Origin of the sequence: Candidatus Francisella endociliophora, assembly GCF_000764555.1 — a bacterium.
In the GTDB taxonomy this organism is placed as follows: domain Bacteria; phylum Pseudomonadota; class Gammaproteobacteria; order Francisellales; family Francisellaceae; genus Francisella; species Francisella endociliophora.
Window position 1 is genome coordinate 1,108,096 of the sequence record NZ_CP009574.1, and the last position, 20,774, is coordinate 1,128,869.

The window sequence follows — 20,774 nt, forward strand, 5'->3', positions numbered from 1 at the left end:
TACAAAGAGGAAAATAATAATGTACACCCCTGAAGAACAAGATGTAATTAATAAGATCGAAAAACAAATAAAAGATAATGATATCATCCTATATATGAAAGGTTCTCCAAATCTTCCACAATGTGGCTTCTCGGCTCATGCGGCAACAGCTATCAGATCATGTGGTAAACCATTTGCCTTTGTTAATATACTAGAAAATCCGGATATCCGAGCTATTTTACCAAAGTATGCAGATTGGCCAACATTCCCACAACTTTGGGTCAAAGGTGAGCTAATTGGCGGATGCGATATAATTATGGAAATGAATGAATCTGGAGAACTAAAAGAAATTATCGATTCTGTAGAGTAGCTTCCCTTAACTTACTCATCTAATTTTGTCCAAGCATCAGCACCATATTTTCCAGTAGGATCATATGCTTCTTTATTACATAAGCTTGATTCTGGACCAACTTTACATCTATACAGCTCTTTTCCTACGGCAACTATAGTACCTCCTGTATAATCTTCTATTCCATTAGGATATATATATTCAGCTCCTTTTGGTTTAACCTGCTTTTGATCTCTAGACAAATGAGTTACATCATCTGTAATATCTGTCCAAGCCATATACCCTTTTTTAGAAATCGGATCAAATGAGATATTGTTACACAGCTCTAATTTATCCACTCTGCATTCAAACTTTCTATCTCCAGCAACTACAACCTGTTCTTTCTTATAACTACCAATCCCATCAGGATACTTCGGAGTCTCCCCATCCATAATAATACGTTGTTTAGTCTCTTTCTTACTAGTATCTTGATTAATTTCTTCCCAAGCTAGATAACCATGTAAACCATTAGGAATATAACCTCTATCATTACACAACTTAGCTTCTAATGAAGAGATACATTTATATCTTTTACCTTGATAGTTAACTATAGTATTGCCATCATACGAACCTATATTTGCAGGATAGTTAACTATACCTCCTTCGATAGACTCTTGTTTTTTTTCCTCTTGCTCTGCTTCTTTCTTCTGAATACTTTTATTAACAATCTGAGACACTACAGGTGGCAGTGTTATATCAGAAATAGTATCAGTAGTAGCCCACGGCTTATGTGAATAGCCCTGTCCCAAATCACCATCCTTAATTTCTGTAGCATCAAAATCTAGGCTTGAGATAGCAAAACCAGCAAAAGAAGCTTTATTATTTTTCATTAGTTTAACTGTTTCATCAATATCCTGTTCAGATAACACATAAACCATTCCGCTATGAACAGCGCCTTCTGTTGGAGGGATCATAAATACAAGCTTACTTGCTGGAATTTCTAAAGGATTCGCCACTTTATATTTTGGCTTATTTGCATCATAACCATCTTGAGTTGTTAATGCCCATGCTAGAGACGCTAAGAATTTGCCATAACCATCTACTGGTGATATTTTCTGATATTCCCCCTGATCATTCTTATAAAAGCTTAATATACTATCAGCTGCCTTCTCCGAATAAGTGTTTAAGAAAATATAGTTAATATTATTAATTCCTATATCACTTAATAAATCTAAGTACGAACGATTAGTATAAATATTATCTCTACTATTTTTTGCTAACGGTGCAACTATATAGTGCCAATCAGGTGAAAAAGCTAACCAAAAACTTGGATTTTTTTGTTTTAGAGTAGCAAGCATTCTACTAATTTTTTGAGCGGCAATTTTAGAGACTTCTTCATTTTTAGGAATATCAGAATCTGTTAAGTGAAAATTAACTCCATCAAAACCATAATCCTCTACAATCTTAACTAACCCACTCAAATCTATCGTTGTCCAATTTATATGGGAGAATTTTCCTCCAACATCAACTAAAACATGCTTACCTTTTGATTTCATATAGTTTATAAACTGTTTTAGCTGTTCTGGTGTATATATTTTTTCAGAACTTCCATTCTCTTCATTAAAAGTTAAATAAAAGCCTTTACTTCCCGTATAGTTAATATAGCCAACAATTATTATATTATATTTACATACTTGTGGATTCTTATCACAGTATTCTTTATCCTTTGGCATACTAATATCAACAGGGTCTGTATTTATCTGTTGACCAGAAATGTTGTAAGAACTACTCTTACCCCACAAAGGTAATAAACCTGCAACAACAGGACCTTCAATTTTTTTCTCAATTGAAGCACAAACATTCTTATATATACAATTACTTAACTCTCTAGCAAATGCTCCTGAATTATGTTTAGAGTCACCATATAAGTCTGCCGCATAATCTGTATTTAATGACCAACCAGCCATTCCTGCAAACCTAGGTTTGAATTTAAGTTTTTCTAACTGTGGTAACATAAGTCCAACAGCCTCTTCAGTTGTTAAAGACTCTGTAGCATTTGCTTGTGGATGATAAATAGTATTTGTACCCCCAGACACAGAGTTTGTCGGCTCATCAACCACTACTTTTGTTGTTAATGGTATTTTTGAATTTTCTATAATTTTTGAGTAACTATCTGCAATAAAATTTGGATCCGACTCCATAAAAGAATTATACTCTTGAATAAAAAGATAATCTATATTTCCATTTTGGATAGCAGTATCATAATCATTACTTCTGCCTGTTGTAACTAATCTATAATTATTAACCTCAGGCTCTGCTACGATTGCTAAATCATGATCTATCTCTTTTATCTTAGCAGATAGATCATTGATAAAGCTAGGAGAAACAAATTTCTTAATACTATAAACAATACCTTTCATTTTATATTTATGCAGAAATGTAACTATATTATTAGCTAACGTATCAACATCTGCTTGAGACATCCCTTTACCAAAGATCTTAGGGGCTTCCTCACCTCTTTTAACTCCTGGATGAAAAGTATTAGGCACACCACCAACCGCTAAGAGAACTTTCATGCCTGCTTTTTCAGCACGTCGAATCTTATCAACCGCAGTTTGAGATGATATATCAGCATCACTTGATGTATAGAAGCCTATATCAGTTCCGTAAACCTCACCGAAGGCTACTATCACAACATTGTAACCATCATTTTTAGCTTTTTGCATATCTACTCTTGTTGTAGAACCAGGAGTTCGAATATCTAGAAAACCTGCAATCATCCTATCAGGCAGGATATTATTTTTTTGTTCCACATCTGATATCGATGCTGCATTTAGCAAAGAAAATATCGAAGCAAACAAAATCAAAAGAATAAAAGCTTTTTTACACAGTTGTTTCATAATTTATATAAAAAAATAGAATATTAGTCATATTATAAGTAATTTTATATAAATTTGTTAGTAGGTATTGCTTTTCTCTTAAGAAGAAAATATGGAAAATTATGAATAGAAAGTAAACAATAAAGGTTTAATCCTTAGAGTAATATAAACCTTTTGATGAATTAAGAGCTTTTAAACGAGCATCTGCTTCTTTAAGCCTTGTATTAGCTGCCTCAATATCAAGTTTCGATGCATCAGGATTCTTAAGTGCTTCTTCTGCTCTTGCTCTAGCTTTTTCTGCTTCTGCTTGATTTAAGTTTTCAGCTCTTTCCATATCGTCTACCATGATCGTTACACGAGTTGGAGTAACTTCGACTATACCTCCAGAAACATATAAAACATCTGTATGCTCATCTTTTCTAACATTTACCACACCAGCAGGCATAGTAGATAGTAGTTCAGTATGTCCATATGCTATGCCCATTTCACCAGCCGAACCACGAAGGCTAACCATATCGGCTTCGCCTTTGAAAACTGATCCAAGGGGACTAACAACATCGACTTGTAGATAATTTTTTGTCATATCTAAATACCCTATTTATAGAGTTTTTGCTTTCTCAATAGCTTCTTGGATTGATCCAACCATATAGAAAGCCTGCTCTGGTAAGTGATCATATTCACCATTAACAATAGCTTTAAAACTAGCAACAGTATCTTTCAAAGATACAAATTTACCAGGATTACCAGTAAATACTTCTGCTACATGGAACGGTTGAGATAAAAATCTTTGAATCTTACGCGCTCTATCTACAGTTTTCTTATCTTCATCAGATAACTCATCCATACCAAGAATTGCAATAATATCTTTCAACTCTTTATATCTTTGTAGTACTTTTTGCACAGAGCGAGCAGTTTCATAATGCTCCTGTCCAACTACTAAAGGATCTAATTGTCTAGATGTAGAATCTAATGGATCTACCGCAGGGTAAATACCAAGCTCAGCAATTTGACGTGAAAGTACAATTGTAGCATCAAGATGCGAGAACGTAGTTGCAGGAGATGGGTCTGTTAAGTCATCTGCCGGTACGTATACAGCTTGTACTGAAGTAATTGATCCAGTCTTAGTAGAAGTAATACGCTCTTGTAAAGCACCCATTTCAGCTGCTAGCGTCGGTTGATAACCTACTGCTGATGGCATACGCCCTAAAAGAGCTGATACTTCTGTACCTGCTAATGTATAACGATAAATATTATCAATAAACATTAATACATCACGTTTCTCATCACGGAAGCCTTCTGCAATAGTAAGACCACTAAGAGCTACTCTTAGTCTATTTCCAGGTGGCTCATTCATCTGACCATATACCAGAGATACTTTATCTAGTACATTTGAATCTTTCATCTCATAGTAGAAATCGTTACCTTCACGAGTTCTTTCACCAACACCTGCAAATACAGAATAACCACTATGTTCTTTTGCAATGTTGTTAATAAGCTCCATCATAGTTACAGTTTTACCAACACCTGCACCACCAAATAGGCCTACTTTACCACCTTTAGCGAACGGACAAATAAGGTCAACAACTTTAATACCTGTTTCTAAAATCTCAGTACTTAATGCTAATTCATCATATGCAGGAGGAGTCTGATGGATTGATCTTGTTTCAGAGTGCTCAATTGGACCAGCTTCATCAATTGGTTCACCTAAGACATTCATAATACGTCCTAATGTACCTTGACCAACTGGTACTGAAATAGGCGCATTAGTATTTTTAACGTCCATACCTCGTCTAAGACCATCACTTGACCCCATAGCAATAGTACGCACTACTCCATCGCCAATCTGTTGTTGTACTTCTAGTACTAAACCTGTCTCTTCTACATTTAAAGCATCGTATACTTTTGGTGTGTTATCGCGAGAAAACTCTACATCAATAACAGCACCAATTACTTGAACAATTTTACCTGTACTCATTTACCTCTCCTAAACTGCTGCCGCACCTGAACAAATTTCTGCAAGCTCTTGAGTAATCATAGCCTGTCTTACTTTATTATAATCTAAATTCAACTGATCAATAATATCACTAGCATTGTCAGTTGCGTTTTTCATAGCTAACATACGAGCAGCTTGCTCACATGCAGCATTTTCCAATATAGCACCTCTAACTTGAGCTTCGATATACCTAATACATAAAGCATTAAGCACTTCTTCAATATCACGCTCATAGATATAGTCCCAATGTCCTTTTGAAGCCTGCTCTTTATTTGCTTTAACTTCTTCATCTGTAAAGATATCTTGAATTGGAAGTAAAGTCTGTAATCTCGGCTTTTGCTTGATTGTACTTACAAATTGGTTACTACTCATATAAAGTCTATCAATTTCACCGTTTGTATACTTATCTAGCATAACCTTAACAGCTCCTCTAATAGCCTTGATACTTCCTTCTTTATCTTTATCATTATAGTGCGCTGTTGCAACAACATTCACGCCTTTTAACTTAGTAAAGAAAGTTTCTGCTTTAGAGCCAATAACACAAATATCAATTTCAATTCTATTATCTATATCTTTTTTGATATTTTTTAAGACGTGTTTGAAAAGATTTATGTTAAGACCTCCACAAAGCCCTCTGTCTGTAGATGTAACAATATAGCCAGCTCTTTTAACTTCTCTATCAAATAGATAAGGATTTGGATAATCTATACTTGCAGCTGTAACATTTTTGATAATAGTATTTGCACTTTCAACATAAGGGCGCACGTTATTCATTTTAACGATAGCTCCTCTCATTTTACTAGCTGCAACTAGTTCCATAGCACCTGTGATTTTTTGCGTATTTTTAACACTGGCTACTTTAGAACGTATTTCTCTAGCGTTAGACATAGTCTATACTCCTACTACCAAGCTTGGTTTGCTTTACAGTCTTCAACAATTGTTTTTAACTTATCTGCAATCTCAGCGTCATACTTACCTGTTTCATTAATTTCAGCAATTACATCAGCATACTTATCTTCTGCTAATGCGTGAAGTGCTGATTCAAACGGAATAACCTCTGATACTTCAAGACTATCTAAATAACCATTATCCGCAGCATATAGAGATAAAGCCATTAACGCGACAGATAGTGTTGAGAACTGCTTCTGTTTAAGAAGCTCTGTCACTCTTTGACCTCTACTTAATTGCGCTCTTGTAGCTTCATCAAGATCTGAAGCAAACTGAGAGAATGCTTCTAGCTCTCTAAACTGTGCAAGTGCTAAACGAATACCACCACCTAGTTTTTTAATAATCTTAGTTTGTGCTGAACCACCTACACGTGATACAGAGTTACCTGGGTTAATAGCAGGTCTTAGACCAGAGTTAAACAGATCTGTCTCTAAGAATATTTGTCCGTCAGTAATTGAAATCACGTTTGTTGGTACAAATGCAGAAATATCTCCCGCTTGTGTTTCAATAATAGGTAAAGCAGTTAAAGAACCTGTCTTACCTTTAACTTCACCATTTGTAAATTTCTCTACATACTCTTCATTTACTCTTGCTGCTCTTTCAAGAAGTCTTGAGTGAAGATAGAATACATCACCAGGATATGCTTCACGTCCAGGCGGTCTTCTTAATAATAATGAAATCTGTCTATATGCCCATGCTTGCTTAGTTAAATCATCATAAATGATAAGTGCATCTTCGCCACGATCTCTAAAGTACTCACCCATAGAACAACCAGCATATGGTGCAATATATTGTAAAGCTGCAGAATCAGAAGCTGTAGCAGCAACAATTATAGTATGCTTCATCGCATCATGCTCTTCAAGCTGTCTTACAATATTTGCAATTGTAGAAGCTTTTTGACCGATAGCTACATAGATACATTTAACACCAGAATCTTTCTGGTTGATAATAGTATCAACAGCAATAGCAGTTTTACCAATCTGTCTATCACCAATAATAAGCTCTCTTTGACCTCTCCCAATTGGAACCATTGAGTCAATAGATTTGATACCTGTTTGTAATGCTTGATCTACTGATTTTCTCCAAATAACACCTGGAGCAATTTTTTCAATTGGAGATGAATGATCTGTTTCAACTTCACCTTTACCATCAATTGGATTACCTAAAGCATCAACAACTCTTCCTAAAAGAGCTTCGCCAACTGGTACTTCTAAAATTCTACCAGTACAATATGCCTTATCACCTTCTTTAATATGCTCATACTCACCTAACACAACTGCTCCTACCGAGTCAGTGTTCAAGTTAAGAGCTAAACCATAAACATCACCTGGCAACTTAATCATTTCGCCGGCTGTTACATCATTTAAACCGTATATAGTAACAATACCATCAGCAACGCTAACAATAGTACCTTCCGATTTAAGCTCAATTGAATTATCGAACTTTTCAATTCTTTGTTTTATTAAACCACTTATTTCTGATGGACTTAATTGCATAAGCTCACTTCCTATAATTTATGATAACAAAATACTTTTTAATTTCTCTAAGCGACCAGATACAGAATCATCTATAACTGTGTCACCAACCTTTATTATTGCTCCACCAATAATGTCTTTATCAACACTCACTTTCATTGATATAGAGCAACCAAACCTTTTTTCCAAGCTTGATTTTAAGCTATCAAGTAGCTCTTTATCGGCTTTATATGCCAACGTAACTTCTGCTGATTTTTTACTTTTATGCTCATCGGCAATAGCTTCAAATTGTTGAGCTATCACAGCCATAATTTGTAATCTTTTATTCTCAGCAATTAACGTGAGGAAGTTCGCGAAGTTTTCATCAACATTTTCAGCAATAGCTTTAACTATATCTAGCTGTGAAATAACAGGGTTAGAAACAACACTTACAAATACATCACTTTCAACAAGTTGGCTTAAAGCCTTCAACTGACTAGACCATGCTGTCAAAGCTTTGTTTTCACTTGCAAACTCAAAAGCAGCTTTTGCATATGGTTTTGCAATCACATTTAGACTTGCCATGTATCCTACCTTTTACACTTTAGCTACAAAATCTTTTAAAATTTCATTGCCAGTTTGTTCGTCAACTTTTGCTGAAATAATCTTACTAGCTCCAAGCATTGCAAGATCAACAAGCTCTTGTTTAAGCTCTTCTTTTGCCTTGATCTTTTCTTGCTCTATCTCAGCCATAGCCATGCTCTTGATCTTATCAGCAGCAGCAATAGCTTCTTCTTTTGCTTGCTCATCTACTTTATGAGCTCTAACGTAAGCATTCTCAACTATTTCAGTAGCTTTAGCTTTAGCTTCACGTATAACTTCAGCAGACTGCCTTTTAGCGACTTCTAATTCTCTAGAGGCTCTATCAGCTGATGCTAAGCCTTCAGCTATCTTTTCTCTACGCTCTTCTAAAGCTTTACGTAGCGGCGGCCAAACAAACTTCATCGTAAACCCGACGAAGATTGCAAATGTTATCATCTGGCCTATTAGGGTTATATTAATATCCATCTACTTATCCTTTAGATAATGAAACTTATGATTTTTTAATTAAGCACCGATTACTTTTTGAGCAGCATCTACTAAGCCAGGGATTGCTAATGGGTTTGCATAAAGAACTAAGAAACCAATTGCAATTGAAATTGCTGCGAACGCATCTACGAAAGCCGCAACGATGAACATACGACCTAATAACATACCACCTAATTCTGGCTGACGAGCAACACCTTCTAGATACTTACCACCTAGAACACCAAAACCAACTGCAGTACCTAGAGCTGGTAAAGAAATTAATAAAGCAACCGCTATAGCAGTTAAACCATTTAAATTTCCTAAAACCTGTAAAGACATATCCATTTTATTTCTCCTGTTTTATTTTAAAGATTTATTTTTAGGTTAGTTAAACTTAGTGAGCATCCTGTGCCATATTCAAATAAACAACAGTCAACATCATAAATACAAAAGCTTGTATTAAAACGATTAATATATGAAATATTGCCCATATCCCGCCAAGTGACCACTGGAACCACCAAGGAAGTAAAGCAATAAGAATAAAGATTAGTTCACCGGCAAAAATATTACCAAACAAACGTAACGATAACGAAACTGGTTTAACAACTTCATCAATTAATCTGAAAAAGATATTTAGTGGAAATAACCATATACCAAAAGGAGCACTCAAAATCTCTTTTACTAAACCAAAACCTTTTGCTTTGATATTATAGAAAACCACCAAGAAGAATACTGCTATTGACATAGCAAATGTAACATTTGGATCAGCTGTAGGCACTACTCTAAAGTACGCTTCATGACTATCTGTAAAGAAGCTGATTAGCCAACCAAATAAATCAACCGGCAGTAGATCCATAAGGTTCATAAGAACAACCCAAACAAATATAGTAAGAGCAAGAGGGGTCACAAAATCTCTCTTATGATCATAGTTTTCAGCAACCATGCCATCCATCCATTCCCACATAGCTTCAACCATATTCTGAAACTTACCAGGAACTCCTGAATTAGCCTTTCTCGCCGCAACAAGCATAGCAAAAATAAATGCCACACCCAACACAATACTCACTAAAAGCGAATCAACATTAAGCTGCCAAAAAGAACCTTCACCTAAGCTTACTTGCCAATGATGCAAGTGGTGCTGAACATATTCAGTAGCTACCTGAGAGCCTGCCTCTGTATTTGCCATTACTTTCCCACCAGTATAATAATTTATATTGTTTATTAAATATACAAAAACAAGCCTATCTAGTCTTTTTAAACAAGATAGGCACAAAACATACGACTAATTGTAGCAAAACTAATCCAAAAATGTAAGAAAATAATTTAGGTTTTACATAAATTGCTAACACTATTGTAGCTAATGCAACAACACTCAATTTAAGAAGTTCACTAAAATAAAATATTATGATTTCAACACCTGGTGAAAACTGCTTATTGATAAAAAGCCTAAAGAAAAATACAAAGTTTGCTAAAAACATTATTAATGAGCCCAATAAAAATGAATTAGCATATATGCCCCCATAAGGCACAAATACAATCAAGTACCCCACTATAACTAAAGCAACCTGAATCCAGACAAATCTTTTACTATCAATTTTTATGTTTGCTAGCATGACTCAATATATTTTAAAAAAGTTGGAGTTATCATATCAAAAAACAATATATTAGCAAAGAAAAAGCGTATAGTCTTGAAATACAACGCTCCTAGACATAGAATTAAGCTTTATAACCACTTGCAATTATTAATATTATAAATTATGACAAAGATACACAACATAAAAGGTTATGCCTGGATAATAATAGTACTGAGCTCTTTTTTGCTATTTGACAAATACGTAATGCAAGTTTTCCCAAGCTTAATTACTGACGACATGATGTCAAGTTTTGGTACAAATGCTACCCAAACAGGAGCATTAGGTTCTGCATTTTTCTGGTCAATTATCGTTTGCCAGCTTTTTTTAGCAGGACCAATTATTGATAAGTTTGGTTTTAGACTTATTAGCCCAATATCTATAACCATATCAGCTACTGGTGTAATACTTTTTGTAGTTTCAGCCAATCTTAGCAGCTTAAGCATGGCATATATAGCACGTATAACTACAGGTATGGGAGTATCTTTTGCCACAATTTCATACTTAAAAGCCGTATCAGTATGGTTTGAACCACGTAAATTTGCCTTTGCAGCAAGCTTTTTAGCAACAGCTGCAATGATTGGAGCCCTTTGTGCGCAAGCGCCTTTAGCGTATTTAATAAATATCTGTGGTGACTGGAAAATGGCGATGCTACTATTTTGTGTAGCTAGTTTATTTATTGCCGTTGTTTACTATATTGTTGTCCGTGACTTCAATCCTCAACAACCTGAAGCTAGCAATCCAAGCAATCAACTAAAAACTTTAGATGCCTTAAAAGAAGTAGTTAAAAATAAAAACAACTGGCTACTAACATTTTATGTTGGTTTAAGCTTCACAGCAGTCGATGCTTTTGCAGGGTTTTGGGGCAACGCTTACTTTAGAGAAGCCTACCATATTTCAAAAGAGCAAGCAGCTACTATAATTTCAATGATTTTTATAGGTATGGCTATAGGTTCACCAATTATTGGTAAACTATCTGAAATTTTAGATAGTAGAAAAGGAGTGATGATTGTATTTCATATTATTGGAACAATCGCGTTAAGCATAGTTCTACTTACTAAGACTAGCGCTACCACGTCAGCAATCTTACTTTTCATATTTGGATTATGTCTAGGGATTTATATGCTTTCTTTTGCAATTGGTAACCGTATTAATCCTATTATAATCACAGCAACAGTTGCTGCTTTTATTAATACAGGTGAACCTATTTTAGGTGCGATTTTTGACCCATTAATAGGTTATTTTTTAGATTGGTCATGGACAGGGCAATACATCAATGAAGCTGGCAAAGTTGTTTCTCAACATGTTGCCAACTCTGATATCAAGTACTATGAGCTTAGCTCATATCATTTTGCATTCACTACTCTTGTTGCGAGTATGATAGCATCTCTTGTAATACTGGTAATGATTAAAGATACTAATGACTAATTTAATTAAGAAACTGTTCAAATCTAGTATCTAACTTAGCCTCTACGGATATTTTTTTCTGTTGTTTCTCATCAAAAAACTCTAACTTGCCAGCATGAAGCAGTAATTTATCAATTCCTTTTTTAGCTAGTAGCTGATCTTTGTCTGCGAAGCCGTATTTTTTATCCGCAGCAATTGGGTGTCCCATAGCTTTTGTATGTACCCTAATTTGATGAGTTCTACCAGTTTCAAGTTTAATTTCAAGAATGCTAAACTCCCCCACTCTTCTAACTGATATAATTTTTGTTAAAGCTTTCTTACCGTCCACTCTATCTACACGAACAATTCTTTGACCATCTTTTGTCTCTGTTCTTTTAAGTGGTAAATCTATCTCTTTTGTTTTCTCATCCCAATGCCCATGAACAATTGCATAATAAACTTTATTAACTTTCCTTTCTTTAAAAATATCAAAAAAATAAACTAGTGAACTATGTTTCTTTGCTAGAAGCACACAACCAGATGTCTCTTTATCTAGCCTGTGAACTAAATCTAAACGCCTAGCCTTAGGTCTTAGTTGTCGTAGTCTCTCAACTAAACCAGAATTTACACCTGATCCGCCATGCACTGCCATTCCAGATGGCTTATTTACAATGATATAGTCATCATTTTCATAAAGTATTCTTTGCTCAAGAAAGTCTAAATGATTTTGAGAAACCTTAATTTGCTCCTGCTGCTCTTCTAGTGAAAATGGTGGAACTCGAACAATATCTCCAGCACTAACGCGAGAAGTCTGTTTAACTCTTTTTTTATTTACACGTAGTTCGCCTTTACGAATCCAACGATAAATTAAAGACTTAGGTAAACGCGAAAATTTGCCAATTAGAAAATTATCAATACGCTGATTTACAACATCATCAGAAACTTCTAAGAACTGAACTTTATTCATTAGAAGCTCCAAAAGCTGAGTTTTGCATATCATTTAATCTACTTATTGTTCTTTGAAATTGAAACCTTAGTTTTTCACCTTGATATATTTCTTTAAAATCATTATTTGCCAAGATAATAACCTTTTTGTTCTGATCATAAAATTCATCTATTAAAGCAATAAATCTCCTTGCCATATCCTCATTATATTCATCAAAACCTGTAAGATTATAAATAAATATTTGCTGATATCTTTTACAGAGTTCTATATAGTCATGAGAACTACGCCCAGCTCCGCAGATCACCTTAAAGTCAAAACATACGTCTTTATAACTCAAAAGCATTGTTGGAATGTCTCTCGAGAGTACCTGAATATTAAAATCTTTATCAAAACCAGAGTTCCTCAAAAAGAACTTGTCAAAAAAGTTTTTACGATTTTGCTCATTATAAGGATATAAATAGTTCAAATGCTCAGTTGGCAATCTAAATCTATAATCCACTCCAGAATCTAAATTTAAAACATCAACATTTTCCAACAATACATCAATAGCCGGTAAAAACATTTCTCTTTGTAAACCATTTTTATATAAACCACGAGGCTCTATATTTGAAGTTGCTACTAACACTACGCCTAAGCTAAAAAGTTCTGTAAAAACATTCCCTAAAATCATAGCATCCGCAATATCTTCAACAAAAAATTCATCAAAGCATATAACTTGTGTTCGCCTTGCCATATCATAAGCAACTCTTGATATAGGGTTTTTTTTACCCTGATATTTTCTTAGTTGAGTATGGATATCTTTCATAAAGTGAGAAAAATGCTGACGTAATTTCTTTTCTGTAGGGATATTTTCATAGAAAATGTCCATAATAAAAGTCTTACCACGACCAACTCCTCCCCACATATAGAGGCCTTTGATCGAAGGATAAAAAGATTTTTTAAAAAAATTAAATTTTGATGTTTTTTTTGAGTTTACCTGATCAATTATTTCTTGTAGATCTTTTACAGCTTCTATTTGTAAAGAATCAGCCATCAAGCCTAACTCTTTAACTTTTTGTAAGTAAACCTGCTCAAGATTCATATTACTTCACTTCTTTATCTTTTACCAAAATTAATAAGAAAAATGATACTACCATACTAAATACAAGTATTAAAAACGCATTATGATAAGCGCTTACATGAAAATATCTATGCGCACCCTCTGTCATAACATTTGAGATATGATTATGTACATCAATATATTGTCCTGTCCAAGTCAAATCTAATAAGTGACCTATCAGAGGATCAAATAAAGCTCCCAACAAAGGCTCTCCAGTATTAATTAAAGCTGCAACAGTAGCTGCTACGATTATTGGGTTAATACGGTTTCCAATAGCAAATGCAAGCATATATACACCTAAACAAAAACCAAAGATAAATAGTAAAATACCTGAAACAGCTGGAGTAAGCTTAAACTGTAAAACCAAAGCCAACGATATTGTAGCAACAATATGAAAAGCCACCATAATACCAACACGATTATCAAATTTTTCTGAAAGTTTACCTATTACAGGAGACCCTATTGCTAGACCTAAAAACATCATTGATACAATATATGAAGCTTCTTGTACATTTATATGATACAACTCTCTAAAATAATTATTTCCCCAAATACCACCAAAAACATCAATTGTTGTAAAAGTAAGGCCTGTATACAAGGTTAAATACCAATTGTTTTTATTAAGCAGGACTTTCTTGATTCCTGCAAGAGTGCCTGTATCTGAGGTTGCTTTATTAATATCAGAGGCATGAGGGTTATAATCTCTAACAAGCGCCAAATATAACAAAGCAATAAAAATACTAAAAATTGCGTAACTAATTAGCGCACTATGCCAAGATCCAGTAAGCTTGATAAGATAAACTAAAGGCACTTGACCAAGCAATGCGCCTGTCATGGCTGCAGTCATCAAAAAACTACAAACAAAAGCAAATTTACGAGGGTCAAACCACACAGCAGCAGCTTTTATATATCCAACCGTTGCAAAAGATGCTCCTATACCTATCATTAATCGCGATACACAACCTAATGCAAAACTATGAATATCTGCGGCTAATACAAACAACAACAGTCCTACAGCAGAAAGAATTAGCGAAAAAAAACTAACCTTTCTAAAGCCCAACTTATCAATAATTGGCCCAGCTACAAAAAACTGACAAAAAACCACAGACCACAGAAACAATGATACCATTGCACTCATTTGTGTAGCATTAATTGAAAAACTACTCATCAGTTCATTGGCGATCAGACTCGGTGAAACATTCATTATATACTTATCTATTAATAAGAATGAGCTTAATGCAACTACTATCCAAGCGTAGCCTTTAATATTATGTAATTTCATTTATTCCTTTTTCACATTTCTAGAAAATTAACCAACTCAGCAAAAGAAACTTGCTCTTGCGATTTATCTTGCTGTAAGTATTTTATACCAGCAGTTTGATTATCCAACTCATCTTGACCAATAATTACAGCGATTTTTGCATCTGATTTATCAGCTTTTTTAAATTGTGATTTAAAGCTACCAAATTTTAGATCCATATCAACTTTTAAATCAGGAAGTTCTGAACGAATAGTATCAACTACAGCCAGTGACTTATGTAACTGCTCCTTATCTAGGATAAAGAACACATCACAGACATCTTTTTGATTAGGTAATTTTCCCAAATCTTCCAACAATAAAAGCAACCTTTCCATACCAATTGCAAAACCAATTGCTCCTGCTTTTTGACCACCAAGGTTCTCTAGTAAGCTATCATATCTACCACCCGCACATATTGCACTCTGGGCACCTAGCCTGTCTGTAGTCCACTCAAAAACCAAGCCACTATAGTAGTCTAGACCTCTAACAAGGTTTTGATTAATTTTATAATTAACGCCTAAAGCATCTAGATATTCACAAGTTTGTTTAAACCTTGCTGTTAACTCTTGATCTATAAAATCAATTAACTTAGGAGCATTAATTAAAATATCCTGTGTTTTCTCAACTTTTGAATCTAGAATCCTAAGCGGATTTTTATCTAACCTTTTGATTGAATCTTCATCTAGCTCAGTATGATAAGGCTTCAAATAATCTAACAATGCTTTTGTGTATTGTTGTCTGTTTTCAGCAGAACCAAGACTATTTATCTCAAGTGTTACAAACTCAGAAATACCAAGCTCTTTGAAAAGACTCCACGCTACTGATAAAATCTCCAAATCTATCGCAATGCTATCAAAGCCATAAGCCTCGACACCTAGCTGATAAAACTGTCTATAACGCCCTTTTTGCGGCCTTTCATAACGAAACATTGGACCACAATACCAAAGCTTCTGAGTTTGTCCTCTATTAGCTAGACTATTCTCGATAACCATCCTAACACAGCCAGCCGTTCCTTCTGGTCTTAAGGTAAGACTATCACCATTTCTATCTTGAAAGTCATAAGTTTCTTTTGAAACAATGTCGGAAGTCTCTCCAACACTTCTATGAAAAAGTTCGCTTTTTTCTAAAATAGGCAATCTTGTTTCATTATAGTTGTAATTATCTAAAATAGATTTTATTTTTGACTCTAAGAATTGCCACTTACGGCTTTGGTCTGGCAGAATATCATTAAAACCACGAATAATAGTAAGTTTACTCATACGAGTTTACCTTAATTTTTCAACTTTGCTTTCTTTCTCACCATCTTTATAGTTTTCTTCTAGTGACTTATCATCCTGCTTAATTATCTTAGAGTCTGCATCTAAGGCTTGCTGGATCTTATCCTCCATTTCCATACCATAGTCAAGTGAGCTATCGTAGATAAACTTAAGATTTGGCACTATTCTTAAACTCAAAGATTTTGCTATTGATGATCTAAAAAAGCCCTTTGATTTCTCAAATGCTTTTGCAATATATGCACTATCTTCAATTGCTAAACAAGTATAATAAACTTTTGCATAAGATAGATCTTTAGAAAGGTCTATTTCTGTAATAGTTGCTGTAGCAAGCTTAGGATCTTTAATCTTTGTACGCAACAATAGCGATATTACCTTTTGCAGCTCACTAGCAACTCTTTGTACTCTACCTTCTGCAGCCATAATTATAACTCCTTAGCAACCTCAATAACTTCAAATACCTCAATTTGGTCACCTGCTCGTACATCGTTGTAATTTCTTACACCAATACCACATTCCATGCCTTTTTTAACTTCATTGGCATCATCCTTAAATCTCTTAAGTGATTCAAGACTACCTTCATAAATAACAACGTTATCTCTTAGGACACGAATTGGATTTGTACGTTTAACAGATCCTTCAATAACCATACAACCAGCAATTGAACCAAATTTAGAAGACCTATAAACTTCTCTAACTTCAGCAATACCAATAATTTGCTCTTTCATCTCTGGAGATAGAAGACCTGTCATTGCTTTTTTCACATCATCTATTAAATCATAAATAATATTATAATAGCGAAGTTCTACACCATCAGTTTCAGCAAGTTTCTTCGCAGCACCATCAGCACGGACATTAAAACCAACTATTACAGCAGTCGACGCAACTGCTAGAGTAACATCAGATGATGTAATACCACCAATACCGCTGGCAATAATATCAACCTTAACTTCCTCTGTAGAAAGCTTAAGCAATGACTCTCTAATAGCTTCAACAGAACCTTGAACATCACCTTTAAGGATAATTTTTAGTACTTGTTGCTCACCTTCTTTGCCCATACTGCTAAACATGTTAGATAACTTAAGAGCTTGTTCTTGAGCAATTTTAGCTTCTTTTTGCTTTTGTGATCTCTGAGATGCAAGCTCTTTAGCTTTTTTCTCATTTTCAATCACAACCATCTCATCACCTGCAGCAGGTACACCAGATAAGCCTAGAATTTCTACTGGAGTTGCAGGACCTGCAGCTTTAATTTTGTTGCCAAGATCATCATGCATCGCTCTAACTCTACCATACTCGGTACCACACAAGATATTATCACCTTGATTAAGCTTACCATTTTGTACAAGAACTGTAGCAACTGGACCACGACCTTTTTCTAAGCGAGACTCCACAACCACACCTTCAGCTGGTCCCTCAGCAAAAGCTTCTAATTCTAAAACTTCTGATTGTAATAAAACTGCATCCAATAGATCAGTAATACCTTCGCCACTCTTAGCAGATACATTAGCAAACATTACATCACCACCCCAAGATTCTGGAATGACGTCTCTTTGTGCTAACTCACCAGTAACTTTATCAGGATCTGCTTCTGGTTTATCAATTTTGTTCACAGCAACAACGATTGGTACACCCGCAGCTTTAGCATGTTGAATAGCTTCTTCTGTCTGAGGCATCACACCATCATCTGCCGCAACTACTAAAATTACGATATCTGTACTTTTAGCACCACGCGCACGCATTGATGTAAACGCTTCATGTCCTGGTGTATCTAAGAATGTAATAGAACCCTTATCTGTTTTAACAGAATATGCACCAATATGCTGAGTAATACCACCAGCTTCACCAGCCACAACTCTTGCTTTACGGATATAGTCAAGTAAAGATGTTTTACCATGATCTACATGCCCCATAATAGTTACAACAGGAGCTCTAGTAATTTGTTTATGTGCACTTCTATCAACTGTTGTTACAGCTTCTTCAAGAGCATTTTCATTATGAAGTGTATACTTATGACCCATTTCTTCAATAATCAAAATAGCAGTATCTTGATCTAATGATTGATTAATAGTTGCCATTACGCCCATATTGAAAAGCGCCTTAACAATTTCAGCACCTTTTACAGCCATTCTTTGAGCAAGGTCACTAACTGTAATACCTTCATGTATTTCTACTGTTTTAACAGCACTTTCAACAGGCTTTGTGAACTCTTGTCTTTTAACTCTAGGAGCTTTTAGTTTACCTTTTTTAGAACCAAATTCATCAAAAGAGTCCATATCTCCAGCAAGCTGTGACAACTGTCTAGGATTAGCTTTCTTAAATCCTTTACCACCAGTTTTTTTCGCCTTTGATTTTCTTTCTTCTTCTTCACGCTTAAACTTAGTATTAGTAGTTTTAGAGTCAGAAAATACTTTTTTATTAGTTTTTTTCTTTGACTTAGATGCAGAATCACCCTCAGAACTCTCTTGCTTATCAATCTTTGGAGCAACAACTTCTGGCATAGATGTAATTTTAAAACCACTAGCAGCAGGTTTTTTTGCTGGCTGCTGTGATTGAACACTTTCTACATGTTCTTTTTTTACTTGAGGATTTTGAGCTTTTTCTTTTACCTGTTCCGCTACTTTTGTCTCAACACTATTAGATGACTCTGGCATAGATTGAGCTACCTCTTCAACAGTAGCTTTAACAAGTTGCTCTTCTTTAGCAGGTTCTTCTACTTTTTTAGCTACACGTCTCTTTTTCTTAACAGAAACATTGATTTTATGCTTACCATCTAACTTAACTGTAGTTGTTTTTTTTCTAGCTGCTGAACTTTTTGCACTATTTATTTTTTCCAACAAAGTTTTCATCTCCGCTGGAGTTAGAGTGTCTTTATCACTTGACTTATCTATACCAAAAGACTTCAGCTGTTTTATTAACGTATCTACTTCTTTATTCGTTTGTTGTGCCAGTTGGCCAACTGTAATATCTGCCATTTCCCTCTCCTTTGTACTTACTTTATATGCGTACTTTCCTATTCAAACCAAGGAGCTCTTGCCTGCATAATTAAATCTGTTGCTTTGTCTTCTTCGATAGTCACAAGTTCAAGTAACTCATCAACAGACAATTCTGCTAACTCTTCCATTGTTGAAATGCCTTTTTTAGCTAACTCGCCTGCCATTTCTTCAGTCATGCCTTGCATATTTAATAGATCTTCTGCAGGCTCACCTCCTAATGCTTGAGACAACACTGCTGCCTTAGCTCTTTCCTGAAGCTCATCTACGACTTCTTCATCAAAACCTTCTATCTCTAGAAGTTCTTCTTTATCAAGGTATGCAAGATCTTCTAATGTCTCAATACCTTCTTCAATTAAGACTAATGCAAAATCATGGTCTATATCAAGAACTTCAACGAACTTCTCAACTATAGACATTTGCTTCTCTTCTTGCTCAGTGTCTGACAAGACATTTATTCTCCAACCGATAAGAGCACTTGCTAATCTTACATTTACACCATTTTTACCAATAGCTTTTGATAAACTTTCCTGCTTAACAACGATATCCATCGCATCAGATTCTTCATCGACATTCACTTCTAGAATATCTTCCGCATCAACTGGTGATAAAGCATTAATAGCATATTGAACAGTCTCTTCATCCCAAAGGATTACATCAACCTTCTCTCCATTTAACTCACTCATGATTGAATGAATTCTTGATCCTCTAACACCAACGCAGGCGCCACAAGGATCAATTCTTTGATCATTACTTTTAACTGTTACTTTAGATCTAAAACCTGGCTCACGCACAACATTTACAACATTTATAAGCTCTTCTTCAACTTCTGGAACTTCTAGCTTAAACAATGCTTTTAGCATAGTGTTACTAGCACGACTTAGCATAATAGTACTAGGCTTACCATCTTCATCTGCTTCAATACTTTCCACACAAGCCTTGATTTTATCTCCTACACGGAATCTTTCTCTAGCGATAAGATCCTTCTTAGGTAATATACCTTCAGCATTTCCACCAAGATCAATAATTAGTATTTCATAAGTAGCTCTTTTGACTTCACCATATACTATATCACCAATTTTATCTTGGTAGATTTTCGCTGTTCTTTCTCTTTCAAAGTTTTTGATCTTTTTCATCAGAATTTGCTTAGCCATTGTAGCAGCTATACGACCATATTCAGCTACCTCAACAGGCTCTCTGATAACATCTCCAGCTTTTACATCATAACCCTTCTCTTGAGCCACATCTTCATAAAGCTCTCTAGAGTAATCAATCAGATCTTCATCTTCAGAAACAATATGCCAAACTCTATCAGCCTTAAATTCTCCAGTTACTCTATCAATAGTAACTTCGATATTCATATGCTCATCTAATTCTTTCTTTGTTATAGTAGCTAAAGCTTCTTCCATAGCCTCAATTAAAAGATCTTTTGAAATATCTTTTTCATTTGCTACAGTCTCTAATACTAACAATAATTCTTTGCTCATATCTATTTCCTC

19 protein-coding genes are annotated in these 20,774 nt (G+C 34.8%); 2 read left to right on the forward strand and 17 right to left on the reverse strand.

Annotation, left to right across the window (positions count from 1 at the left end):
* The first annotated feature begins 19 nt into the window (after window positions 1–19).
* Entirely contained in the window at window positions 20–349 is a 330-nt protein-coding gene (grxD, locus tag QI37_RS05500) for a Grx4 family monothiol glutaredoxin (protein WP_040009294.1), read from the forward strand.
* A gap of 11 nt (window positions 350–360) precedes the next feature.
* On the opposite strand, the gene QI37_RS05505 is transcribed toward grxD, so the two are convergent.
* The 10 genes from QI37_RS05505 to QI37_RS05550 form a co-directional block, all read right to left on the reverse strand.
* Window positions 361–3,207, reverse strand: coding sequence for a glycosyl hydrolase family 18 protein (locus tag QI37_RS05505; protein ID WP_040009296.1), 2,847 nt, complete (start codon window positions 3,205–3,207; stop codon window positions 361–363).
* Between the two features lie 127 nt (window positions 3,208–3,334).
* The gene (locus QI37_RS05510; RefSeq protein WP_040009298.1) at window positions 3,335–3,769 is read right to left on the reverse strand and encodes a F0F1 ATP synthase subunit epsilon; all 435 of its coding nucleotides are present in this window, start codon (window positions 3,767–3,769) and stop codon (window positions 3,335–3,337) included.
* Window positions 3,770–3,784: 15 nt separating this feature from the next.
* Window positions 3,785–5,161, reverse strand: a complete 1,377-nt coding sequence (gene atpD / locus QI37_RS05515) for a F0F1 ATP synthase subunit beta (protein WP_040009300.1) — start codon at window positions 5,159–5,161, stop codon at window positions 3,785–3,787.
* Between the two features lie 9 nt (window positions 5,162–5,170).
* Complete coding sequence (locus tag QI37_RS05520) at window positions 5,171–6,067, reverse strand: F0F1 ATP synthase subunit gamma (RefSeq protein WP_040009303.1); 897 nt, start codon at window positions 6,065–6,067, stop codon at window positions 5,171–5,173.
* A gap of 14 nt (window positions 6,068–6,081) precedes the next feature.
* Window positions 6,082–7,623 carry a F0F1 ATP synthase subunit alpha gene (atpA, locus tag QI37_RS05525; RefSeq protein WP_040009306.1) on the reverse strand — a complete coding sequence of 514 codons (1,542 nt, stop codon included), beginning with the start codon at window positions 7,621–7,623 and terminating at the stop codon, window positions 6,082–6,084.
* An 18-nt stretch (window positions 7,624–7,641) separates the two neighbouring features.
* Window positions 7,642–8,166 carry a F0F1 ATP synthase subunit delta gene (locus QI37_RS05530; RefSeq protein WP_040009309.1) on the reverse strand — a complete coding sequence of 175 codons (525 nt, stop codon included), beginning with the start codon at window positions 8,164–8,166 and terminating at the stop codon, window positions 7,642–7,644.
* Between the two features lie 12 nt (window positions 8,167–8,178).
* Window positions 8,179–8,649, reverse strand: a complete 471-nt coding sequence (locus QI37_RS05535) for a F0F1 ATP synthase subunit B (RefSeq protein ID WP_040009312.1) — start codon at window positions 8,647–8,649, stop codon at window positions 8,179–8,181.
* Between the two features lie 39 nt (window positions 8,650–8,688).
* Window positions 8,689–8,994, reverse strand: coding sequence for a F0F1 ATP synthase subunit B (locus QI37_RS05540; protein ID WP_040009315.1), 306 nt, complete (start codon window positions 8,992–8,994; stop codon window positions 8,689–8,691).
* A 49-nt stretch (window positions 8,995–9,043) separates the two neighbouring features.
* Complete coding sequence (gene atpB / locus QI37_RS05545) at window positions 9,044–9,835, reverse strand: F0F1 ATP synthase subunit A (RefSeq protein WP_040009318.1); 792 nt, start codon at window positions 9,833–9,835, stop codon at window positions 9,044–9,046.
* A 55-nt stretch (window positions 9,836–9,890) separates the two neighbouring features.
* A complete protein-coding gene (locus QI37_RS05550; RefSeq protein ID WP_081946986.1) occupies window positions 9,891–10,262 on the reverse strand; it encodes an ATP synthase subunit I in 372 nt (123 codons plus the stop codon).
* Window positions 10,263–10,406: 144 nt separating this feature from the next.
* Here QI37_RS05550 and QI37_RS05555 point away from each other — a divergent pair, with 144 nt between their 5' ends.
* On the forward strand, window positions 10,407–11,708 hold the full coding sequence (locus QI37_RS05555; RefSeq protein ID WP_040009321.1) for an MFS transporter: 1,302 nt from the start codon (window positions 10,407–10,409) through the stop codon (window positions 11,706–11,708).
* 1 nt (window position 11,709) lies between these two features.
* Here the strand turns inward: QI37_RS05555 and QI37_RS05560 are convergent, their stop codons facing one another.
* Genes QI37_RS05560 through nusA form a run of 7 tightly spaced genes read right to left on the reverse strand, consistent with a single transcriptional unit; the run spans window position 11,710 to window position 20,762 of the window.
* A complete protein-coding gene (locus QI37_RS05560; protein WP_040009324.1) occupies window positions 11,710–12,633 on the reverse strand; it encodes an RluA family pseudouridine synthase in 924 nt (307 codons plus the stop codon).
* Window positions 12,626–13,693, reverse strand: a complete 1,068-nt coding sequence (gene zapE / locus QI37_RS05565; RefSeq protein ID WP_040009327.1) for a cell division protein ZapE — start codon at window positions 13,691–13,693, stop codon at window positions 12,626–12,628. Before zapE ends, QI37_RS05560 begins: the two co-directional genes overlap by 8 nt.
* Window position 13,694: 1 nt before the next feature.
* Entirely contained in the window at window positions 13,695–14,993 is a 1,299-nt protein-coding gene (locus QI37_RS05570; protein ID WP_040009330.1) for an MFS transporter, read from the reverse strand.
* A gap of 11 nt (window positions 14,994–15,004) precedes the next feature.
* Window positions 15,005–16,270, reverse strand: a complete 1,266-nt coding sequence (gene hisS, locus QI37_RS05575) for a histidine--tRNA ligase (RefSeq protein ID WP_040009333.1) — start codon at window positions 16,268–16,270, stop codon at window positions 15,005–15,007.
* A 6-nt stretch (window positions 16,271–16,276) separates the two neighbouring features.
* On the reverse strand, window positions 16,277–16,708 hold the full coding sequence (gene rbfA / locus QI37_RS05580) for a 30S ribosome-binding factor RbfA (RefSeq protein WP_040009337.1): 432 nt from the start codon (window positions 16,706–16,708) through the stop codon (window positions 16,277–16,279).
* Window positions 16,709–16,710: 2 nt separating this feature from the next.
* On the reverse strand, window positions 16,711–19,257 hold the full coding sequence (infB, locus tag QI37_RS05585; RefSeq protein ID WP_040009340.1) for a translation initiation factor IF-2: 2,547 nt from the start codon (window positions 19,255–19,257) through the stop codon (window positions 16,711–16,713).
* A gap of 38 nt (window positions 19,258–19,295) precedes the next feature.
* Window positions 19,296–20,762, reverse strand: coding sequence for a transcription termination factor NusA (gene nusA / locus QI37_RS05590; protein WP_040009343.1), 1,467 nt, complete (start codon window positions 20,760–20,762; stop codon window positions 19,296–19,298).
* Window positions 20,763–20,774: the final 12 nt, after the last annotated feature.